11 protein-coding genes and 3 pseudogenes are annotated in these 16282 nt (G+C 59.7%); 2 read left to right on the forward strand and 12 right to left on the reverse strand.

Going from position 1 to position 16282, the window contains the following annotated elements; genetic code table 11:
* Positions 1 to 101: 101 nt before the first annotated feature.
* The 8 genes and pseudogenes from BZ163_RS02280 to copC form a co-directional block, all read right to left on the reverse strand.
* On the reverse strand, positions 102 to 1382 hold the full coding sequence (locus BZ163_RS02280) for a TRAP transporter large permease (protein WP_128869626.1): 1281 nt from the start codon (positions 1380 to 1382) through the stop codon (positions 102 to 104).
* Complete coding sequence (locus BZ163_RS02285) at positions 1383 to 1910, reverse strand: TRAP transporter small permease (protein ID WP_128869627.1); 528 nt, start codon at positions 1908 to 1910, stop codon at positions 1383 to 1385.
* Between the two features lie 78 nt (positions 1911 to 1988).
* Positions 1989 to 2960, reverse strand: coding sequence for a TRAP transporter substrate-binding protein (locus tag BZ163_RS02290; RefSeq protein WP_128869628.1), 972 nt, complete (start codon positions 2958 to 2960; stop codon positions 1989 to 1991).
* Between the two features lie 60 nt (positions 2961 to 3020).
* Positions 3021 to 3915, reverse strand: a pseudogene (locus BZ163_RS02295) (SMP-30/gluconolactonase/LRE family protein).
* Between the two features lie 45 nt (positions 3916 to 3960).
* Positions 3961 to 4779, reverse strand: a complete 819-nt coding sequence (locus BZ163_RS02300; RefSeq protein ID WP_128869629.1) for an NAD(P)-dependent oxidoreductase — start codon at positions 4777 to 4779, stop codon at positions 3961 to 3963.
* 244 nt (positions 4780 to 5023) lie between these two features.
* On the reverse strand, positions 5024 to 6319 hold the full coding sequence (locus tag BZ163_RS02310) for an OprD family porin (RefSeq protein ID WP_128869631.1): 1296 nt from the start codon (positions 6317 to 6319) through the stop codon (positions 5024 to 5026).
* A 245-nt stretch (positions 6320 to 6564) separates the two neighbouring features.
* Complete coding sequence (gene copD, locus BZ163_RS02315) at positions 6565 to 7422, reverse strand: copper homeostasis membrane protein CopD (protein ID WP_128869632.1); 858 nt, start codon at positions 7420 to 7422, stop codon at positions 6565 to 6567.
* A 3-nt stretch (positions 7423 to 7425) separates the two neighbouring features.
* Positions 7426 to 7791: a copper homeostasis periplasmic binding protein CopC gene (gene copC / locus BZ163_RS02320; RefSeq protein ID WP_128869633.1), complete on the reverse strand. Its 366-nt coding sequence runs from the start codon at positions 7789 to 7791 to the stop codon at positions 7426 to 7428.
* A gap of 145 nt (positions 7792 to 7936) precedes the next feature.
* Here copC and BZ163_RS02325 point away from each other — a divergent pair.
* Positions 7937 to 8556, forward strand: a pseudogene (locus BZ163_RS02325) (TetR/AcrR family transcriptional regulator).
* 57 nt (positions 8557 to 8613) lie between these two features.
* On the opposite strand, the gene BZ163_RS02330 reads toward BZ163_RS02325, so the two are convergent.
* From BZ163_RS02330 to hydA, 4 genes and pseudogenes are all read right to left on the reverse strand, one after another.
* Positions 8614 to 9651 (reverse strand): RHS repeat-associated core domain-containing protein, encoded by a 1038-nt coding sequence (locus BZ163_RS02330; RefSeq protein WP_128869634.1) that lies wholly within the window; start codon positions 9649 to 9651, stop codon positions 8614 to 8616.
* 263 nt (positions 9652 to 9914) lie between these two features.
* Entirely contained in the window at positions 9915 to 11189 is a 1275-nt protein-coding gene (gene preA, locus BZ163_RS02335; RefSeq protein ID WP_128869635.1) for an NAD-dependent dihydropyrimidine dehydrogenase subunit PreA, read from the reverse strand.
* Positions 11190 to 12557: an NAD(P)-dependent oxidoreductase gene (locus tag BZ163_RS02340; RefSeq protein WP_128869636.1), complete on the reverse strand. Its 1368-nt coding sequence runs from the start codon at positions 12555 to 12557 to the stop codon at positions 11190 to 11192.
* Positions 12558 to 12710: 153 nt separating this feature from the next.
* Positions 12711 to 14151, reverse strand: a pseudogene (gene hydA, locus BZ163_RS02345) (dihydropyrimidinase).
* A gap of 548 nt (positions 14152 to 14699) precedes the next feature.
* Between hydA and BZ163_RS02350 the strand changes: the two are divergent.
* The gene (locus BZ163_RS02350; RefSeq protein WP_128869637.1) at positions 14700 to 16184 is read left to right on the forward strand and encodes an NCS1 family nucleobase:cation symporter-1; all 1485 of its coding nucleotides are present in this window, start codon (positions 14700 to 14702) and stop codon (positions 16182 to 16184) included.
* The last annotated feature ends 98 nt before the right edge of the window (positions 16185 to 16282 follow it).

The raw sequence follows: 16282 nt of genomic DNA on the forward strand, positions 1-16282 counted from the left end.
GGCGAAGGCGATCTCAAATGCGCCTTCGCCGGCAAGCCTGGGCTCCTACAGGTATTGCGTTTTACAGTTGCGAAAGTTTTTGCCAGGTCCGGTCCCGCGTTCTACAACACCAAATGCGGCAACCACAGCGACAGCGCCGGAATGTAGGTCACGGCCATCAGCACCAGGAACAGCACCCCATAGAACGGCAGCAGCGCCTTCACGGTTTTTTCGATACTGACTTTGCCCACCGCCGACCCCACGAACAGCACCGCCCCCACCGGCGGGGTGATCAAACCAATTCCCAGGTTGACCAGCATGATCATGCCGAACTGCACCGGGTCCACGCCAATGCCTAGGATCACCGGCATCAGGATCGGTGTCAGGATCAGGATCAGCGGCGCCATGTCCATCACCGTACCGAGCAACAGCAGCATGACGTTGATGCACATCAGGATCACATAGCGGTTGTCCGACAGGGTCAGGAACATCGTGGTGATCTTCGACGGGATCTGCATCAGGGTCATGATGTAGCCGAAGCTGGCAGCGAAACCGATCAGGATCATCACGATCGAAATCGTCCGTACCGTGCGGTGCATCAGTTTCGGCAGCTCGCTCCACTTGTAGTCGCGGTAGATGAACATGGTGACGAAGAACGACCACAGCACGGCAATCGCCGCCGATTCAGTCGCGGTGAAAATACCCGAGAGAATGCCGCCGAGGATGATCACCATGGCCATCAGGCCCCACATCGCTTCGCCGCAGATCTTCAGCGCCTGCCGCATGGGGATGACTTCGCCCTTGGGGTAGTTGCGTTTTTTGGCGAAGATCAGGCACAGCACCATCAGGCAGGCGCTCATCAACAGGCCCGGGACCACGCCGGCCATGAACAGCGAGGCGATCGACACCGTACCGCCGGCGGCCAGCGAGTAGAGCACCGAGTTGTGGCTGGGCGGAGTCAGCAGCGCTTGCACCGAGCCGCTGACGGTGACCGCCGTGGCGAATTCCCGGGGATAGCCGCGCCGTTCCATTTCTGGAATCAGCACCGAACCCACCGAGGCGGTATCCGCCACCGAGGACCCGGAGATCGCACCGAAGAAAGTCGAGGCCATGATGTTGACCAGCGACAACCCGCCACGCACGAAACCCACCAGCACCCCGGCAAACGCCACCAGCCGCCGGGACATGCCGCCCTCGGCCATGATCGCGCCCGCCAGGACGAAGAACGGGATCGCCAACAGGGAGAACTTGTTCACGCCACCGGCGACCTGAATCGTCAGCGCCTGGAACGGTATGTCGATCCACCAGGCGCCGATCAGGGCGGAAAGGCCCAGGGCATAGGCGACCGGCATGCCGATCAGGATCAAAGCGATAAAACTGCCGAGCAGAATCAGAGCGTCCATTCAGGCGGCACCTTCGTTTTCTTCAACCAGGTCGAATCGCACGACCCGACGGTTGCTCTGGTCACCGAGCAAGAGTTTTTCCAGGACAAAGATCAGCGTCAGCAGACCGCCGACGGGGATCGGCATGTAAGTGATGCCGACTCGCAGGGTGGGCAGGGCGCTCATGAACTGGTTCCAGGTGGAGATGCACAGCTTGGTGCCCCAGACCGTCATGAACAGGCAGATCGTTGCCATCAGCAGTTGCGAGACGATGCTCATGGTCTTGCGCAGTTGCGGCGTCATGCGGTCCGTCAGCATGGCCACTGCCATGTGCGCGCCAGCGCGATAACTGGCGGCGGCACCGATGAAGGTGAAGACCATCATCAAGAGGATTGCGGTGGGCTCCGGCCAGCTCGACCCCGTGCCGAGAATGTAGCGGGCAAACACGCCCCAGGGAATGATCAGGGCAATGGCCAGGACTGACAGGCCGGCGACCCAGATACAGGTCATGTAAATCCTGTCGTTGATACGCAGCAGCAGATTCTTCATCGGGTTCCACCGTAACCGGGCGCGCGTTGACCTACACCAACGTCAGCGGCGCCGGGCCTTTCATGAATGCAGGGAGGGTTACTGAACGGCTTCGATGCGCTTGATCAGATCGGCGTAGGGCGCGCCGTATTTTTCCCTGACCGAGGCGGTGGCCTCATAGAAAGGTTTCTTGTCGACGGTGATGAACTCGACGCCGGCCGCCTTGAGTTTCTCTTCGCTGCTGGCGGATTTGGCGTCCCACAGGGTGCGTTCCTGGGCCTGTGCGGCCCTGGCGGTGTTCTTCACCAGCACTTGCTGCTCGGGGGTGAGTTTGTCCCAGGTGATTTTCGACATCACGATCGGCTCGGGCAGGATCAGGTGCCCGGTCAGGCTGTAGAACTTGGCGTTCTGGTAGTGGTTGTGTTCGAGCAGGGTCGGCGGGTTGTTTTCCGCGCCGTCGATCACCCCGGTCTGCAACGCACTGAAGATCTCGCCGGTGTCCATCGCAATGCCGTTGCCACCCATGGCGTTGATGGTTTCGATGAACATCGGGTTGCCTTGCACGCGGATCTTCATGCCCTTGAGGTCGGCGAGGCTGCGCACCGGTTTCTTGGTGTAGATGTTGCGCGTGCCGCCGTCCATCCAGGCCAGGGCGACCAGGCCGAATTCGGAGTCGGTGATCTTCGCCAGGATCTCGTCGCCGACTTCACCGTCGATGACCTTGCGCATGTGCGCCTGGTCGCGGAATACAAACGGCATGTTGAACACGTTCACGTCCGGCACCACCGGCCCGACGATGCCCAGGCTGACCCGGGCCATCTGGATGGCGCCGACCTGGGCCTGTTCCACCACTTCTTTTTCCGAGCCGAGCACACCGCCGGCGAACATCTTGAATGTCAACTTGCCGTTACTGTCGGCCACCAGAGTCTTGCCCAACTGTTCTTCCGCCACCACGGTCGGGTAACCGGCGGGATGGATGTCGGCAAATTTGATTTCCAGCGCGTGGGCGGTACTGCTGAGGGTGAACACGAAAGGGAGTGCAGCGGCGAGCAAGGTGCGTTTGAAGTCCATGGGGTGTGTCTCCAGTCTTGTTATTGTTGTTTTCAAGGCGCAGCGGTGCAGCACAAGCGGTTACGGCAATGGGTTGAACGCAGGTTCCGGCAAACCTTTCACACCGGGATTGAGGGCAAATACGCCACCGGCCAGTGACTGTGCGTCCTGGTCGTCGCCGGGGCGGATCGAGGTCACGAACAGCGTGTCCAGTCGACTGCCGCCGAAGGCGCACATCGTCGGTTTTTTCACCGGGACCGCGAGGGAGCGGTCCAGTCGGCCATCGGGGGTGAAACGATGGATCAGCCCGGCGTCGTTGGCGCAGATCCAGCAGCAGGCCATCGGCATCCACCGCGGCGCCGTCGGGACGCCCGGGGAACTGATGCATGTCGACGAACAGCCGGCGATTGGACGGCGTGCCGTTGTCGATGTCGTAGTCGAAAGCCCAGATCTGCTGGACCAGGGAATGGGAGTCCGACAGGTACATCGTGCGGCCATCCGGGCTGAAGCCCAGGCCGTTGGGCACGATGAACCCGCCGAGTTGTGCATCCAGCGGCCCCGGTTGCCTGGCGCCGTAGCGATAAAGCGTGCCCTCGGCGGCGTTGGCGCCCATGTTCAGCACCATGCTGCCCGCCCAGAAGCGTCCCTGGCGATCGCAACGACCGTCGTTGAGGCGCATGTCGGCAACGGCGTGATTCACCTCGGCCAGCAGTTCGCTGTCGAGACTGCCGTCGTTATGCGGGTGCAGCTCAAAGAAGCCGCTCTCCATGCCGGCCACCCAGCGTCCATTACTTTGACGCGCGATGCAGGCGAGCATTTGCGGGGCTTTCCAGGCCTCGACATGCCCGCTGTCGGCGCTCCAGCGTTGCAGGCCTCCGGCGGGAATATCGACCCAGTACAGGGCGTTTTCCTCGGCGACCCAGACCGGGCTTTCACCCACCGCGTTACGGGCATCGACAATCAATTCGGCGTGCATGGCGACTCATTCCCTTGGGCTTTAAATGTGGGGATCGGTTTGGGTTCAGTCGCCGAACGGGCCGGCCGCGCAGAAAGCGCCACCTTGATAGACCCGCGCCGGATCATCGGCGGCCGGCATCGGCTGGGCTTCGACTTTGTCGCGGAACACTTCGGAGCTGTCCTTGGGGGAATAGCCCAGGGCCGTCGCGAAACGGTTATCCCACCAGACATCCTTGTTATCGGACATGCCGTACACCACGGTGTGGCCGACGCCAGGGGTGAGCAATGCACGTTCGAGCAATTGCGTGAGGTCGCCGAAGCTCAGCCAGGTGCTCATCATCCGGCGGTTTTGCGGTTCCGGAAACGAGGAGCCGATGCGGATGCTGACGGTCTCGATCCCATAACGATCGAAGTAGAAGGTGGCCATGTCTTCGCCGTAGGACTTGGACAAGCCGTAGTAACTGTCCGGGCGACGCGGGGAGTGTGCGTCGATGACCTGGTCCTGCTGGTAGAAGCCGATCACATGGTTGGAGCTGGCGAAAATCACGCGCTTGACGCCATGCCGGCGCGCGGCTTCGTAGATATGGAACACGCCGCAGATGTTGGCGCCGAGGATCTCTTCGAACGAGCGTTCTACCGACACGCCGCCGAAGTGCAGGATGGCGTCCACGCCTTCGACCAGTCGATGCACCGCTTGCTTGTCGGAAAGGTCGCAGGTGACGACTTCTTCGCGGTCATCGATGGCCGGGGCGATGTCGGCAATGTCCGACAGGCGAATAACCTTGGCATAAGGCCGCAGCGTTTCGCGCAGCACTTTGCCCAGGCCACCGGCGGCACCGGTCAGCAGAAGGCGGTTGAAAGGGGCTGTTTGAGTTGTAGTCATGGGAGTCCCTGGACAGCAATTATTATTGAGGTTTGTTGTAGGTTGTCGTACGACTAGCTTGGAGTATCGTTAGGCTTCCCCGGTTTTGTCAACGCGGCGCTGGTGGAAATTGACAGAGGGTCATGCCTCTGCTGATACACACCGAACACTGTAGGAGCGAGCTTGCTCGCGATGGGCTCGGGAGCGGCGCATTCATTCAGGAAAAACGCGTCATCGTTAACGTCCATCGCGAGCAAGCTTGCTCCTACAACAACGAAAGCGGATAGCTGATGAAAATCCGGTTCTCATCGAATTCGTTGGTACTGAAATCCCGGCGGATGCTCGCGTTGCGCCATTTGACGTTGAGGTTTTTCAGCGCGCCGCTCTGCACGGTGTAGGCCAGCTCCGATTCGCGGCCCCATTCCTTGCCGTCGGTGATCGTGCCGGTGTGCACGTTATCGCCGCTGATGTAGCGGTTCATCAGGGTCAGTCCGGGAACACCGAGGGCGACGAAGTTGTAGTCGTGGCGCAGTTGCCAGGATTTTTCCTTGGCGTTGTCATAGCTGGCGTTGTAACTATCGTTGGCCAGGGTGCCGCCGCTGGTGCCGTTGACCCGCATCCAGACATCGTCGCCGCTGAGCTTTTGCAGGCCGACATAGAAGGTGTTGCCGCCGTACTTGGCCGAGAGCAGGGCGAATGCGGTTTTGTTGTCGAGGTCGCCGGCCAGGGCGCTGCCGTCTTCCTTGCCAATGAAGTACCCGAGGTTGGCGCCGAGGGTCCAGTCGCCGAGGGGCTGGCTGTGGCTCAGGTTGAAATACTGCTGCTGATAGATGTCGCTGAGTTCCGCATACCAGACACCGACCTGGGTGCGCTTGTCGTTGAACGCGTATTCACCGCCGCCGAAGTTGAAGCGGTCTGACGTGAAGGCGGCCTTGCCGTTCATGAACATGTCTTCCATGCTCGCGTCGTTGCGCGGGCTGTTGGCACGGAACTGACCGCCGTAGAGCGTCAGGCCGCTGATCTCGGTCGAGGTCACCTGGCCACCGCGAAAGGTCTGCGGCAGGGAACGGCCGTCGTCGGCGCGCAGGATCGGCAGCACCGGCATCCATTCGCCGACCTTCACTTCGGTCTTCGAGATTTTGCCTTTCAGCGCCACACCCAGTCGCCCGAAATTGTCCGCAGGACGACCGTCATCATGGATCGGCAACAACTGCGTGCCGCCGGTGCCTTGGCCACCGTCAAGCTTCTGCGAGTACATACCGAGCACGTCTACGCCAAAACCGACAGGTCCCGGGGTGAACCCTGACTTCGCGTCGAGGATGAAGCTTTGCGTCCACTCTTCAGCCTTGCCCTGGGCGTTGGCCGGGTTGGTGAAGTTGCGATTGAAGTAGGCGTTGCGCAGGTTCAGCGTGGCCTTGGCGTCATCGACGAAGCCCTCGGCGTTGCCGGTCAGGGGCAGGGCGAAAGCCAGGCTGCTGAAGCTGATCAGGCTCAGGGCATGACGGCGTGCGAAGGCAGGACGAGGGGTGCTGACGGAGGAATTGCGGACGAGCTTGGTCACTGTGACGCTCCCTTTACTTTTTGTTTTTATTGTCGTCATACGTCGTCGTACAACATGGGGCGATTATTTGCGAGGGCTTCGGGGAAAGTCAATCAGAAGTTATACGATGACTTAACGACTTTGGTCGTATGTCGATGGACCCCGGTAGGAGCTGACTTGCCAGCGAAGGCGTCCGTTCAGTCGATAAATATGTTGGCTGACACACCGCCTTCGCTGGCAAGCCAGCGCCTACAGGGGGGCGTATTTCAGTTGATGATCATTGGCGGCAAGGTACCGAGCAGCGAAACCGCCGCCACCGCCCCAATCCCCAGCAACCACTCCAGCATCACGCTGGCACGCAACGCCGTCATGCGCCGCTCGCAATCCCTGATCCGCAACCGATTGAACAGCGCCAACCCCAGCATCGCGCCCACCAGCACCACCTTGATCAACAGAATCAAGGCAAATCCACTCAACAATGGCGTTGGCCAGAACGCCCCGGTCAATACCCGCACATTGATCAAGCCGGTGATCAGCAACCCGGCCACCAACGCATAACCGACACCGCTGAAGCGTTGCAATAGCGCTTTGACGGAGTGTGGGTCTGGTCGCAGCAGGATCATCACCAACACCATCAACCCGCCGAGCCAGGCGCCGACGCAGGTCAGGTGGATGACCTGGTTGAGGATCAGTAACCGGCCTGCGTTGCCGTCGAGCATGGCGCCATGGCCAACCGGGGCCAATGTCGCCAGCAACAGGCCGCTCAAGACTATCCGCCAGGGCAGGCTGCTATGCAGCGGCGTGAACAGCAACGCCAGCAACAGCAGATTGAGCAGCAAATGCCAGCGCCAGACCTGACCGAAAAACGTCTTGTCCAACACCAGCTCCAGGGTCGACGGATCGAATGCCGCCGTCCAGGAGCCGGCCATGTTGGCGGTGATCAGCAACAACCAGCCGACGCCACTGAGCAACGCCACCCCTGCCAGCCACCGGCTGATCCGCGCCAGAGGCCGGTCCAAAGCAGTTTCGCGGCCCAACAGCAAAGGCTTGAAAATCCAGGCTCCAAACAGCATCAACACCACGGTGAAATGCAGGAAACGGCACAGCACCATCGCACTCGTCATGAATTACTGGCCAACCTTGAAGCTGTAGGCGCCTTCGCTTTTGTGGGTATCGACCGACACCGCATGCCACTCGACTTTGTACGAACCGGCCGCCAATGGCGCCGCCGGGGTCACCACCAGGGTCTTTTTATCGCTGCCTTCGGTGGCCAGGCTTTTCACCGGAACCGCGGCGCCGTCCTTGCTGAGGGTGACCTTGGTGAAGGTTGCTTCGATGCCTTCGGAAAACACCAGGCGCAGTTCCGCCGGTGCGTTGACGGTGCTGTCGGCGGCCGGGGTCTGGCTTTTCAAATGGGCATGGGCCAACACCGATGAGGCGGCGAACAGGGCGCCGAGGAGGGCGGCGGTGGTCAGGGCGTTCTTGAGCAGCATCGTGGATACCTCAGAGGCAGGTTCGAAGAGGCGGGCAGTTTACCTGCATGAGCATGAAACCGGGCGTAGGAAGATTCGTTTTCCCCTGTCGCCCCTAAGTAGAGCGGATGCTAGTCTTGGCCAATGCTGTTGCCAGGGAGCCCTCATGGGCAATCACAAGATCGAGATCCGCCGCAGTAACGTCGAGAAAATTCTGCTGGGGGCCGAAAAGGTCTTCGCCGAAAAAGGCTTCGGCAGCACCGCCATGGCCGACATCGCCGCCGAGGTGCAACTGCCGCGCTCCAACCTGCATTACTACTTCAGCACCAAAAGCGAGCTGTACAGCGCCGTGCTGTTCGACCTGCTCGAAGTCTGGAAACAGGACGCCCTGTGCTTCGAGATGTTCGACGACCCCCGGGTGGTCCTCAGCAGCTACATCCGCGCCAAGATGAACCACTCCCGCAGCCGGCCTTATGGCTCAAAAGTCTGGGCCAACGAAATCATCCACGCGCGCCGACCCTGGGCGAGAAACTGGACGCCAGCCTGTACGACTGGGCCAAGATGAAAGAAGCGAAAATCCGCCAGTGGGTAGAGGACAAACGCATCCTGCCGGTGGAGCCTTCGAGCTTGCTGTATATGATCTGGGCGTCGACTCAGCATTATGCGGATTTTGATCATCAGGTGAATATTTTGAATGATCATCAGCCGTTGTCGGACATGCAGTTCGAGCGGGCGGTGCAGACGGTGACCAGCGTGATATTGCGGGGGATTGGGTTGGAGCCGTAGTTCGGGGGGGAGTTATAACGTATCCCGAACTATCGCCCGATAATCGATATGCGCTGTTTAAGAGGGGTTATTACCTTCCATTTTTCTAATGTTGTACCGCTTGACTTCCATCTCTGTTCTTCGGAGGGATTGTTTTGCTTTGTGAATTGTTACTTGAGGCGTTGTATTCTTTGGTGGATTGGCTTTTTCGGTATATTTAGTCGCCTTTTCTAAAAGGTCGCCACTGGTTACTGGCTTGTAGTCTTTGTTCTGTTTTATATAGTTGTCATATTTCTCTGCGTCTTTTAACAGATTCCGGTAGTTCTGGTTTTTCGGAGTGCTAAGTTTAGGCGTGTTTGTTTTGGTTGCGGGAAGTTGGTGCGGATATAAAACTTCCTGAGGAGCTAGAGTTGAAGTGCTGGGTCCTGGTTGAGGGGCGCTAACAGTGGCGGAGGTATCCGTGGCGTTAAACGACGAGTTGCGCGTCGGAAGGTTAGGTCTGGCAGCATGTTCTATTGCGTACCGAGGCTTTTGTATGCGCCCCTCCAGTATTCTAACTATTTTTCGTGGTAATGCTTTAAGACGCATATTGCCAGTTGGGTCATTAAAGTTTATGGGGTCCCCCTGGCAGTAGGCATAACAATTAATTCCTCCCTCGCCAAACGGGCTCAACTCGTCCGGGCTGTTGAAGCGCATCAACACGGGATTAAATGCCCGCGTACCCTGGCCTAATAAATAGTGCCCAGTAATAGAATCGGGGCATTCACCATTAAACCCTAGCAAACGGCTCAGACCACTTTCTTCCGGGTGATGGCCGTAGGCGGTATAGGCCAGTTGCTGCGGGTTGGTTTCCGCAAGGGTCTGCAGCGGCGAATGGGCTTGGTCGGTTGCCAACAGTGTGGTCGCGGTGACGCCGTCTGTGTTTTGTTGCTGCGCCAATGGCCGAGTTTGATGGCGGAAGATGGTTCGTTGCGCCTGCTCTCCCAGTTCGGTAGTCAGGTGATCTTGCTGGTAGAAGCGCTGGGTGCCGGTGCGTTCCAGAACCCCCACGCCCATGAGGCGATCCAATGGGTCGTATTGATAGCGGCACAGGATTTTCAATGATGCGGTTGACATGGTGCGGTCCTTCGCAGGGGAATTGGATGGGTGTCAGCTTCGGAGATAGTGGGCGTTTCGTCTACTAGCAGAACTGATAGGTTGGGTGGACGTCGGGTGGGGATTGGGTTGGACCCTTGAGGATTTTGGTGGGGCTGCTGGCCTCTTCGCGGGCAAGCCTCGCTCCTACAGGGATTTATGTCGTACACAAATCCTGTGTACGCCAAAGAACTCTGTAGGAGCGAGGCTTGCCCGCGAAGGCGTCAATTCAGTCAGCGCCTGCCTTAAACGGCAACATGATAAGGATTCCTCGGATCATGATCCCAATCCAGAAACGGCTTGCCGTTCTCCATCGGCACCATCTCGATGCAGTCCTGCACCGGGCAGGTGATCTGGCACAGGTTGCAGCCCACGCACTCCTCATCGATCACTTCATACCTGTGCGTGCCGTCCGCCTGTTTGAGGCTGGCCACCGCCTGGTGCGAGGTGTCTTCGCAGGCGATATGACAGCGACCGCAGCCGATGCAGGCCTCCTGGTCAATCTTCGCGATCACCTGATAGTTGATGTCGAGGTACTTCCAGTCCGTGGTGTTGCTCACCGCACGTCCTGAAAAATCGGCGACGTTGGCATAACCCTGACTGTCCATCCAGCGTGACAAGCCATCCTTCATCTCGTCGACTATCCGGAAACCATGCAGCATCGCCGCCGTGCACACCTGCACCGCGCCGCTGCCCAGGGCGATGAATTCCGCCGCGTCGCGCCAGCTGCCAATCCCGCCGATGCCACAGATCGGCAGGCCCTGGGTCTGTGGGTCGCGGGCGATTTCGGCGACCATGTTCAACGCGATCGGCTTGACCGCCGACCCGCAATAACCGCCGTGGGTGCTCTGGCTGCCGACCGCAGGGTTGGCGACCATGCGTTCCAGGTTGACGCTGGTGATCGAGTTGATGGTGTTGATCAGCGACACCGCATCGGCACCGCCGCGATGGGCGGCGCGGGCGGCGACGCGGATGTCGGTGATGTTCGGCGTGAGCTTGACGATGACTGGCAGCGAGCAATACGTCTTGCACCAGCGGGTGACTTGCTCGACATACTCCGGCACTTGGCCGACCGCTGCGCCCATGCCCCGTTCCGGCATGCCGTGGGGGCAACCGAAGTTCAGCTCGATGCCGTCGGCGCCGGTGGCTTCCACCAGCGGCAGGATGAATTTCCATGACTCTTCCACGCAGGGCACCATCAACGAGACGATTAGCGCGCGGTCCGGCCAGTCTTTTTTGACCTGGGTGATTTCCCGCAGGTTTATCTCCAACGACCGATCGGTGATCAGTTCGATGTTGTTGAAGCCCACTACTTCACGGTTGGGCCCGAAATGCGCGGAGTAACGCGACGACACGTTGACCGCCGCCGGGTCTTCTCCCAGGGTTTTCCAGACCACGCCACCCCAGCCCGCCTCGAAGGCGCGGACCACGTTGTAGGCTTTGTCGGTGGGGGGCGCGGAGGCCAGCCAGAACGGGTTGGGGGCTTTGATGCCGGCGAAGACAATCGAGAGATCGGCCATTTACGCAGCCTCCACGTTGAGCATGAGTTGGGCGTTGATGGCTTCGGCAGCCAGTTTGCCGTGCTGCACGGCCTGCACGGTGAGGTCTTGATCGAGGCTGGTGCAATCGCCGCCGGCATACACCCCGGGGATGCTGGTGCGCAGCTGTTCGTCGACCAGGATGCGCTCGCCCTGGCGCTTGAGTTCACGGGCCAGGGGATCGGCGAGGGCGCCGGCGTCGAAGGCCTGGCCGATGGCTTTGAAGATGGCGTCGGCGGCCAGGTCAAAGGTTTCCCCGGTGGTTTGCAGGCGACCTTCCACCAGGTGGGTGCGGGCGAAGCGCATGCCGCGCACCTGGCCTTGAGGGTCAAGCAACACTTCCTCGGGTTGGGCCCAGGTCAGCAGACGTACCTGATTGGCCTTGGCGATGTCCTGTTCGTGGCCGGTGGCCCCCATGTCCGCGACTCCGCGGCGATACACCAGGTTGACGTCGCGAGCACCGAGACGGGCCATTTGCACGGCCATGTCGATGGCGGTGTTGCCGGCACCGAGCACGATGCAATGGTCCGCCAGCGGCAGTTGAGTCAGGTCATCGGCCTGGCGCAGTTCGCGGATGTAGTCGGTGGCGGCGAGCAGACCGGGTGCGTCTTCATGAGGCAACCCCAGTTGCTTGCTGGCCGCCAACCCGAGCCCGAGGAACACCGCATCGAATTGTTGATGCAGATCGCTCAAGGTCAGGTTCTCGCCAAGCTTTTGGCCGTGGCGGATTTCGATGCCACCGATCTGCAGCAGGAATTCCAGCTCCTTCTGTGCGTAATCGTCCACCAGCTTGTACTTTGCGATCCCGTATTCATTGAGGCCGCCCGCTTTTTCCCGCGCCTCGAATATCACCACGTCATGCCCGTGCATGGCGCTGCGGTGAGCGCAGGACAACCCGGCAGGACCGGCACCGACCACGGCGATGCGCTTGCCGGTGGCAGCGGCGCGCTGGAACGGATGTTCGCTGAAGTGCGCGTTGTCCACCGCGTAGCGTTGCAACAGGCCGATCAGCACCGGTGCGCATTCCTCGGCGTTGTTGCGCACACAGGCTTGCTGGCAGAGGATTTCCGTCGGGCACACCCGCGCGCAACTGCCACCGAGAATATTGGCCGAGAGAATCTTCTGCGCGGCGCCCTGCACGTTGTCCTGGTGGATGTTGCGGATGAACGAGGGAATGTCGATGTCGCTCGGACAGGCATTCACGCAGGGCGCATCGTAGCAATACAGGCAGCGCGAGGCTTCCAGGTGGGCCTGGCGGTCGTTGAGTGGCGGCGCCAGGTCGGTGAAATGGCCGGCGAGGGCGGCCGCATTCTCATGGGGATGCGGGAGGTGGTTCAGGGTCTTGATCACGGTGTTGGCCTCACGGTTATTGAGGTGCTGCCTCTGGTGGGCATGTTTTTTTTGTTGTCTGTGCCGGCGCCTTCGCTGGCAAGCCAGCTCCTACAGGGGAACGCATTCCAACGGTAGGAGCTGGCTCGCCAGCGAAGGCCGAAGGCCTCGGTTTCAGCGTTTAACCGCAACCGGCCGATTCAACTCAGCCCGCTTGCTCAGCAAATCAAACACCGCCGGATACGCCGGCCGTTCGACATACCGTCCGGCACCACGCTCGGCCCGCAAGTCGCCATCGGCCCAGACCACCCGGCCCTGGCTGATGGTATGGCTTCGGCACGCTGCGCACGGTCTTGCCTTCGAAGATGTTGAAGTCGACCTGCTGGTGATGCGTCTTCGCCGAAATCGTCCGCGTACCCTGCGGGTCCCACAGCACCAGATCGGCATCGGCACCGACGCGAATCGCCCCCTTGCGCGGGTAGAGGTTGAAGATCTTCGCGGTGTTGGTGGAGGTCAGCGCCACGAAGTGTTGCATCGACAAGCGGCCGGTGTTCACCCCTTCGTCCCAGAGCACCGCCATGCGGTCTTCGATCCCGGCGGTGCCATTGGGGATCTTGCTGAAATCGTCACGGCCGGCGGCTTTTTGCTCGGCGCAGAAGCAGCAGTGGTCGGTGGCGGTGGTGTGCAGGTTGCCCGATTGCAAGCCGTGCCAAAGCGCTTCCTGATGACCGCGAGGACGGAAGGGCGGGCTCATCACGTAACCGGCGGCGGTCTGCCAGTCCGGGTGTTGGTAGACGCTGTCGTCCAGCAGCAGATGCCCGGCCAGTACCTCGCCGTAGACTTGCTGGCCCTTGCTGCGGGCGTAGGTGATTTCGTCGAGCGCCTCCTTGGTCGAGACATGCACCAGATACAAAGGTGTGCCCAGGGTTTCGGCGATACGGATCGCCCGGCTCGCCGCTTCACCTTCAACCTGCGAAGGACGCGACAGCGGATGCGCTTCAGGGCCGGTCATGCCCTGGGCCATCAACTTGCGTTGCAGGTGATAGACCAGCTCGCCGTTCTCCGCGTGCACGGTCGGCACCGCGCCCAGCTCCAGGCAGCGTTCGAAACTCGCCACCAGGGTGTCGTCGGCGGCCATGATCGCGTTCTTGTAGGCCATGAAATGCTTGAAGCTGTTGACGCCGTGCTGGCTGACCAGCTCGGCCATTTCCTCGCGAACCTGCTCGCTCCACCAGGTGATGGCGACATGGAAGCCGTAATCCGATGCCGACTTCTCGGCCCAGCCGCGCCACTGATGAAACGCTTCCATCAGCGACTGCTGCGGATTGGGAATCACGAAGTCGATGATCGACGTGGTGCCACCGGCAAGTCCCGCCGCCGTGCCGCTGAAAAAGTCTTCGCTGGCCACGGTGCCCATGAAGGGCAATTGCATGTGCGTGTGCGGGTCGATGCCGCCGGGCATCAGGTATTGACCGCTGCCGTCGAGCACTTCGGCGCCCGCCGGTACATCCAGATGGTCACCGATGGCCTTGATCACGCCGTCGGCGCAATAGACGTCGGCACGATAACTTTCATCATGGGTAATAAGGGTGGCGCCACGGATCAACAGAGACATTCCGAGTTCCTCGCAGGCAATGACCGACTGGTGCCGGTTCTAAATGTTTTATAGACGCGAACACCGACAGGTGTATTCCTGTCAGTGCTGTCAGGAATAGACGCTAGCTGCAGTTTGGGGATTGGGCAAGAATATTTTTATAAGCTTATACATTTTTTAAAGTATTGATATTGAAAGATAAACTAACAAGTTCACTGAAATGGTGAGGCCTCTCACCATTTTGACGCACTTGACAGGTTCTGAAAATGAACGAGATTTCTATGTGAAATCAGCCGCTTGAAGGATGGTCTATGGTTGATGCGCAAGCTTGAAAAAAAACAGCTGCACCAGATTGAGTCCTGGCTGTTTGGACGATGTGTCGGATAGTCAGCCCAACGGGTATGACAAGTACACGAAAGTTCATATTCTGATAATTAAAAATGATGTACATCAGTTGCTTACAAAGTTTTTATGGAACTGCCCGATGCACAGGCGGGGTGTCCGGCACGGTTATTGATGCCATCGGCCCCTGATGAGCAAAAAATAATTCAAAGAACAGTGGAGCGGCCATGCAACAGATCAGATCGCAAGTGACCGAGCGCGACGGCTTGTTCGAGCTCGAAGCCGGCAGCGACGTTCTCGACAGTCCCCGTTACAACCACGACATGGCACCGACCAAGGTGCGCGAGCGAACCTGGAACAAATGGCACATCACCGCCTTGTGGGTCGGCATGGCGATCTGCGTACCGACCTACACCCTCGGCGGGGTCCTGACCGCCTACTTCGGCCTGAGCGTGGGCGAAGCGCTGCTGGCGATTCTGTTTGCCAACATCATCGTGCTGATTCCGCTGACGCTCAACGCCTTCCCCGGCACTAAATACGGCATTCCGTTTCCGGTGTTGCTGCGTTCGTCCTTCGGCATCCTCGGCTCCAACATTCCGTGCCTGATCCGCGCGTTGGTGGCCTGCGGCTGGTTCGGTATCCAGACAATGTTCGGCGGATTGGCGATCCATCTGTTCCTGGGGTCGGTGTTCGAGGGCTGGAAGTCACTGGGCGGTACCGGTGAAGTCATCGGCTTCATGGTGTTCTGGGTGCTGAACCTGTGGGTGGTGATTCGTGGCGCCGAATCGATCAAGTGGCTGGAAACCCTGTCGGCGCCGCTTTTGGTGCTGGTCGGTGTGGGGCTGCTGGTCTGGGCGATGCCGAATGTATCGATGAGCGAGTTGCTGGCGATCCCGCCCAAGCGTCCGGGAGGGGCGAGTGTGGTCAGTTACTTTGCTGCCGGCCTGACCGCGATGGTCGGGTTCTGGGCCACCTTGTCTCTGAACATCCCGGACTTCAGTCGCTATGCGAAAAGCCAGAAAGACCAGATTGTCGGGCAGATCATCGGCTTGCCCCTGACCATGTTCCTGTTCGCCTCCCTCGGCGTGGTGATGACGGCCGCCTCCGTGAAACTGGTGGGCGTCACCGTCTCCGATCCTGTCACCCTGATCGGCCATATCCAGAGCCCGGTGTGGGTTGCGCTGGCCATGGCGCTGATCATCATCGCCACGCTGTCGACCAACACCGCAGCCAACATCGTTTCGCCGACCAACGACTTCCAGAACATTGCGCCCAAGGTCATCAACCGGACCAAGGCGGTAATGCTCACCGGACTGGTCGGGCTGGTGCTGATGGCGCATGAACTGCTGAAAAAGCTGGGGCTGATTGTGTCCGATCTGAGCCTGGAAACGGTCTATTCCAACTGGTTGCTGGGTTACTCCAGTTTGTTGGGCCCGATCGCCGGGATCATGGTGGTGGACTATTTCCTGATCAAGAAGCAGCAACTGGATCTGGCCGGGCTGTATCGCGATGACGTTTACCCGGCGTGGAACTGGTTCGGGTTTATCGCCTTCGGTGTGCCGGTGGTGTTGACGTTGTTGTCGCTCGGCAGTGATGTGTTCAGCTGGTTCTACAGCTATGGCTGGTTTACCGGCTCGGCTCTGGGCGGATTGATTTATTACGGGTTGAGTGCGATGCGGGCGAGTCCGACTGCGGTGAAATCTGCGGTGTGAGGGAGGGCCTCTTCGCTGGCAAGCCAGCTCCTACAGTTGACCGGGGTTTACACATTATTTGTTTACGACACAATCCCCTGTAGGAGCTGGCTTGCCAG

Source organism: Pseudomonas sp. VI4.1 (genome assembly GCF_002029345.1).
Taxonomy (GTDB): Bacteria; Pseudomonadota; Gammaproteobacteria; order Pseudomonadales; family Pseudomonadaceae; genus Aquipseudomonas.

Bases quoted from the DNA above. Each gene is read 5' to 3' on its own strand.
- BZ163_RS02300 (WP_128869629.1), bottom strand. From the start codon at position 4,779: ATGACTACAACTCAAACAGCCCCTTTCAACCGCCTTCTGCTGACCGGT.
- BZ163_RS02330 (WP_128869634.1), bottom strand. From the start codon at position 9,651: ATGTCAACCGCATCATTGAAAATCCTGTGCCGCTATCAATACGACCCA.
- BZ163_RS02280 (WP_128869626.1), bottom strand. From the start codon at position 1,382: ATGGACGCTCTGATTCTGCTCGGCAGTTTTATCGCTTTGATCCTGATC.
- copC (WP_128869633.1), bottom strand. From the start codon at position 7,791: ATGCTGCTCAAGAACGCCCTGACCACCGCCGCCCTCCTCGGCGCCCTG.
- BZ163_RS02285 (WP_128869627.1), bottom strand. From the start codon at position 1,910: ATGAAGAATCTGCTGCTGCGTATCAACGACAGGATTTACATGACCTGT.
- BZ163_RS02290 (WP_128869628.1), bottom strand. From the start codon at position 2,960: ATGGACTTCAAACGCACCTTGCTCGCCGCTGCACTCCCTTTCGTGTTC.
- copD (WP_128869632.1), bottom strand. From the start codon at position 7,422: ATGACGAGTGCGATGGTGCTGTGCCGTTTCCTGCATTTCACCGTGGTG.
- BZ163_RS02350 (WP_128869637.1), top strand. From the start codon at position 14,700: ATGCAACAGATCAGATCGCAAGTGACCGAGCGCGACGGCTTGTTCGAG.
- preA (WP_128869635.1), bottom strand. From the start codon at position 11,189: ATGGCCGATCTCTCGATTGTCTTCGCCGGCATCAAAGCCCCCAACCCG.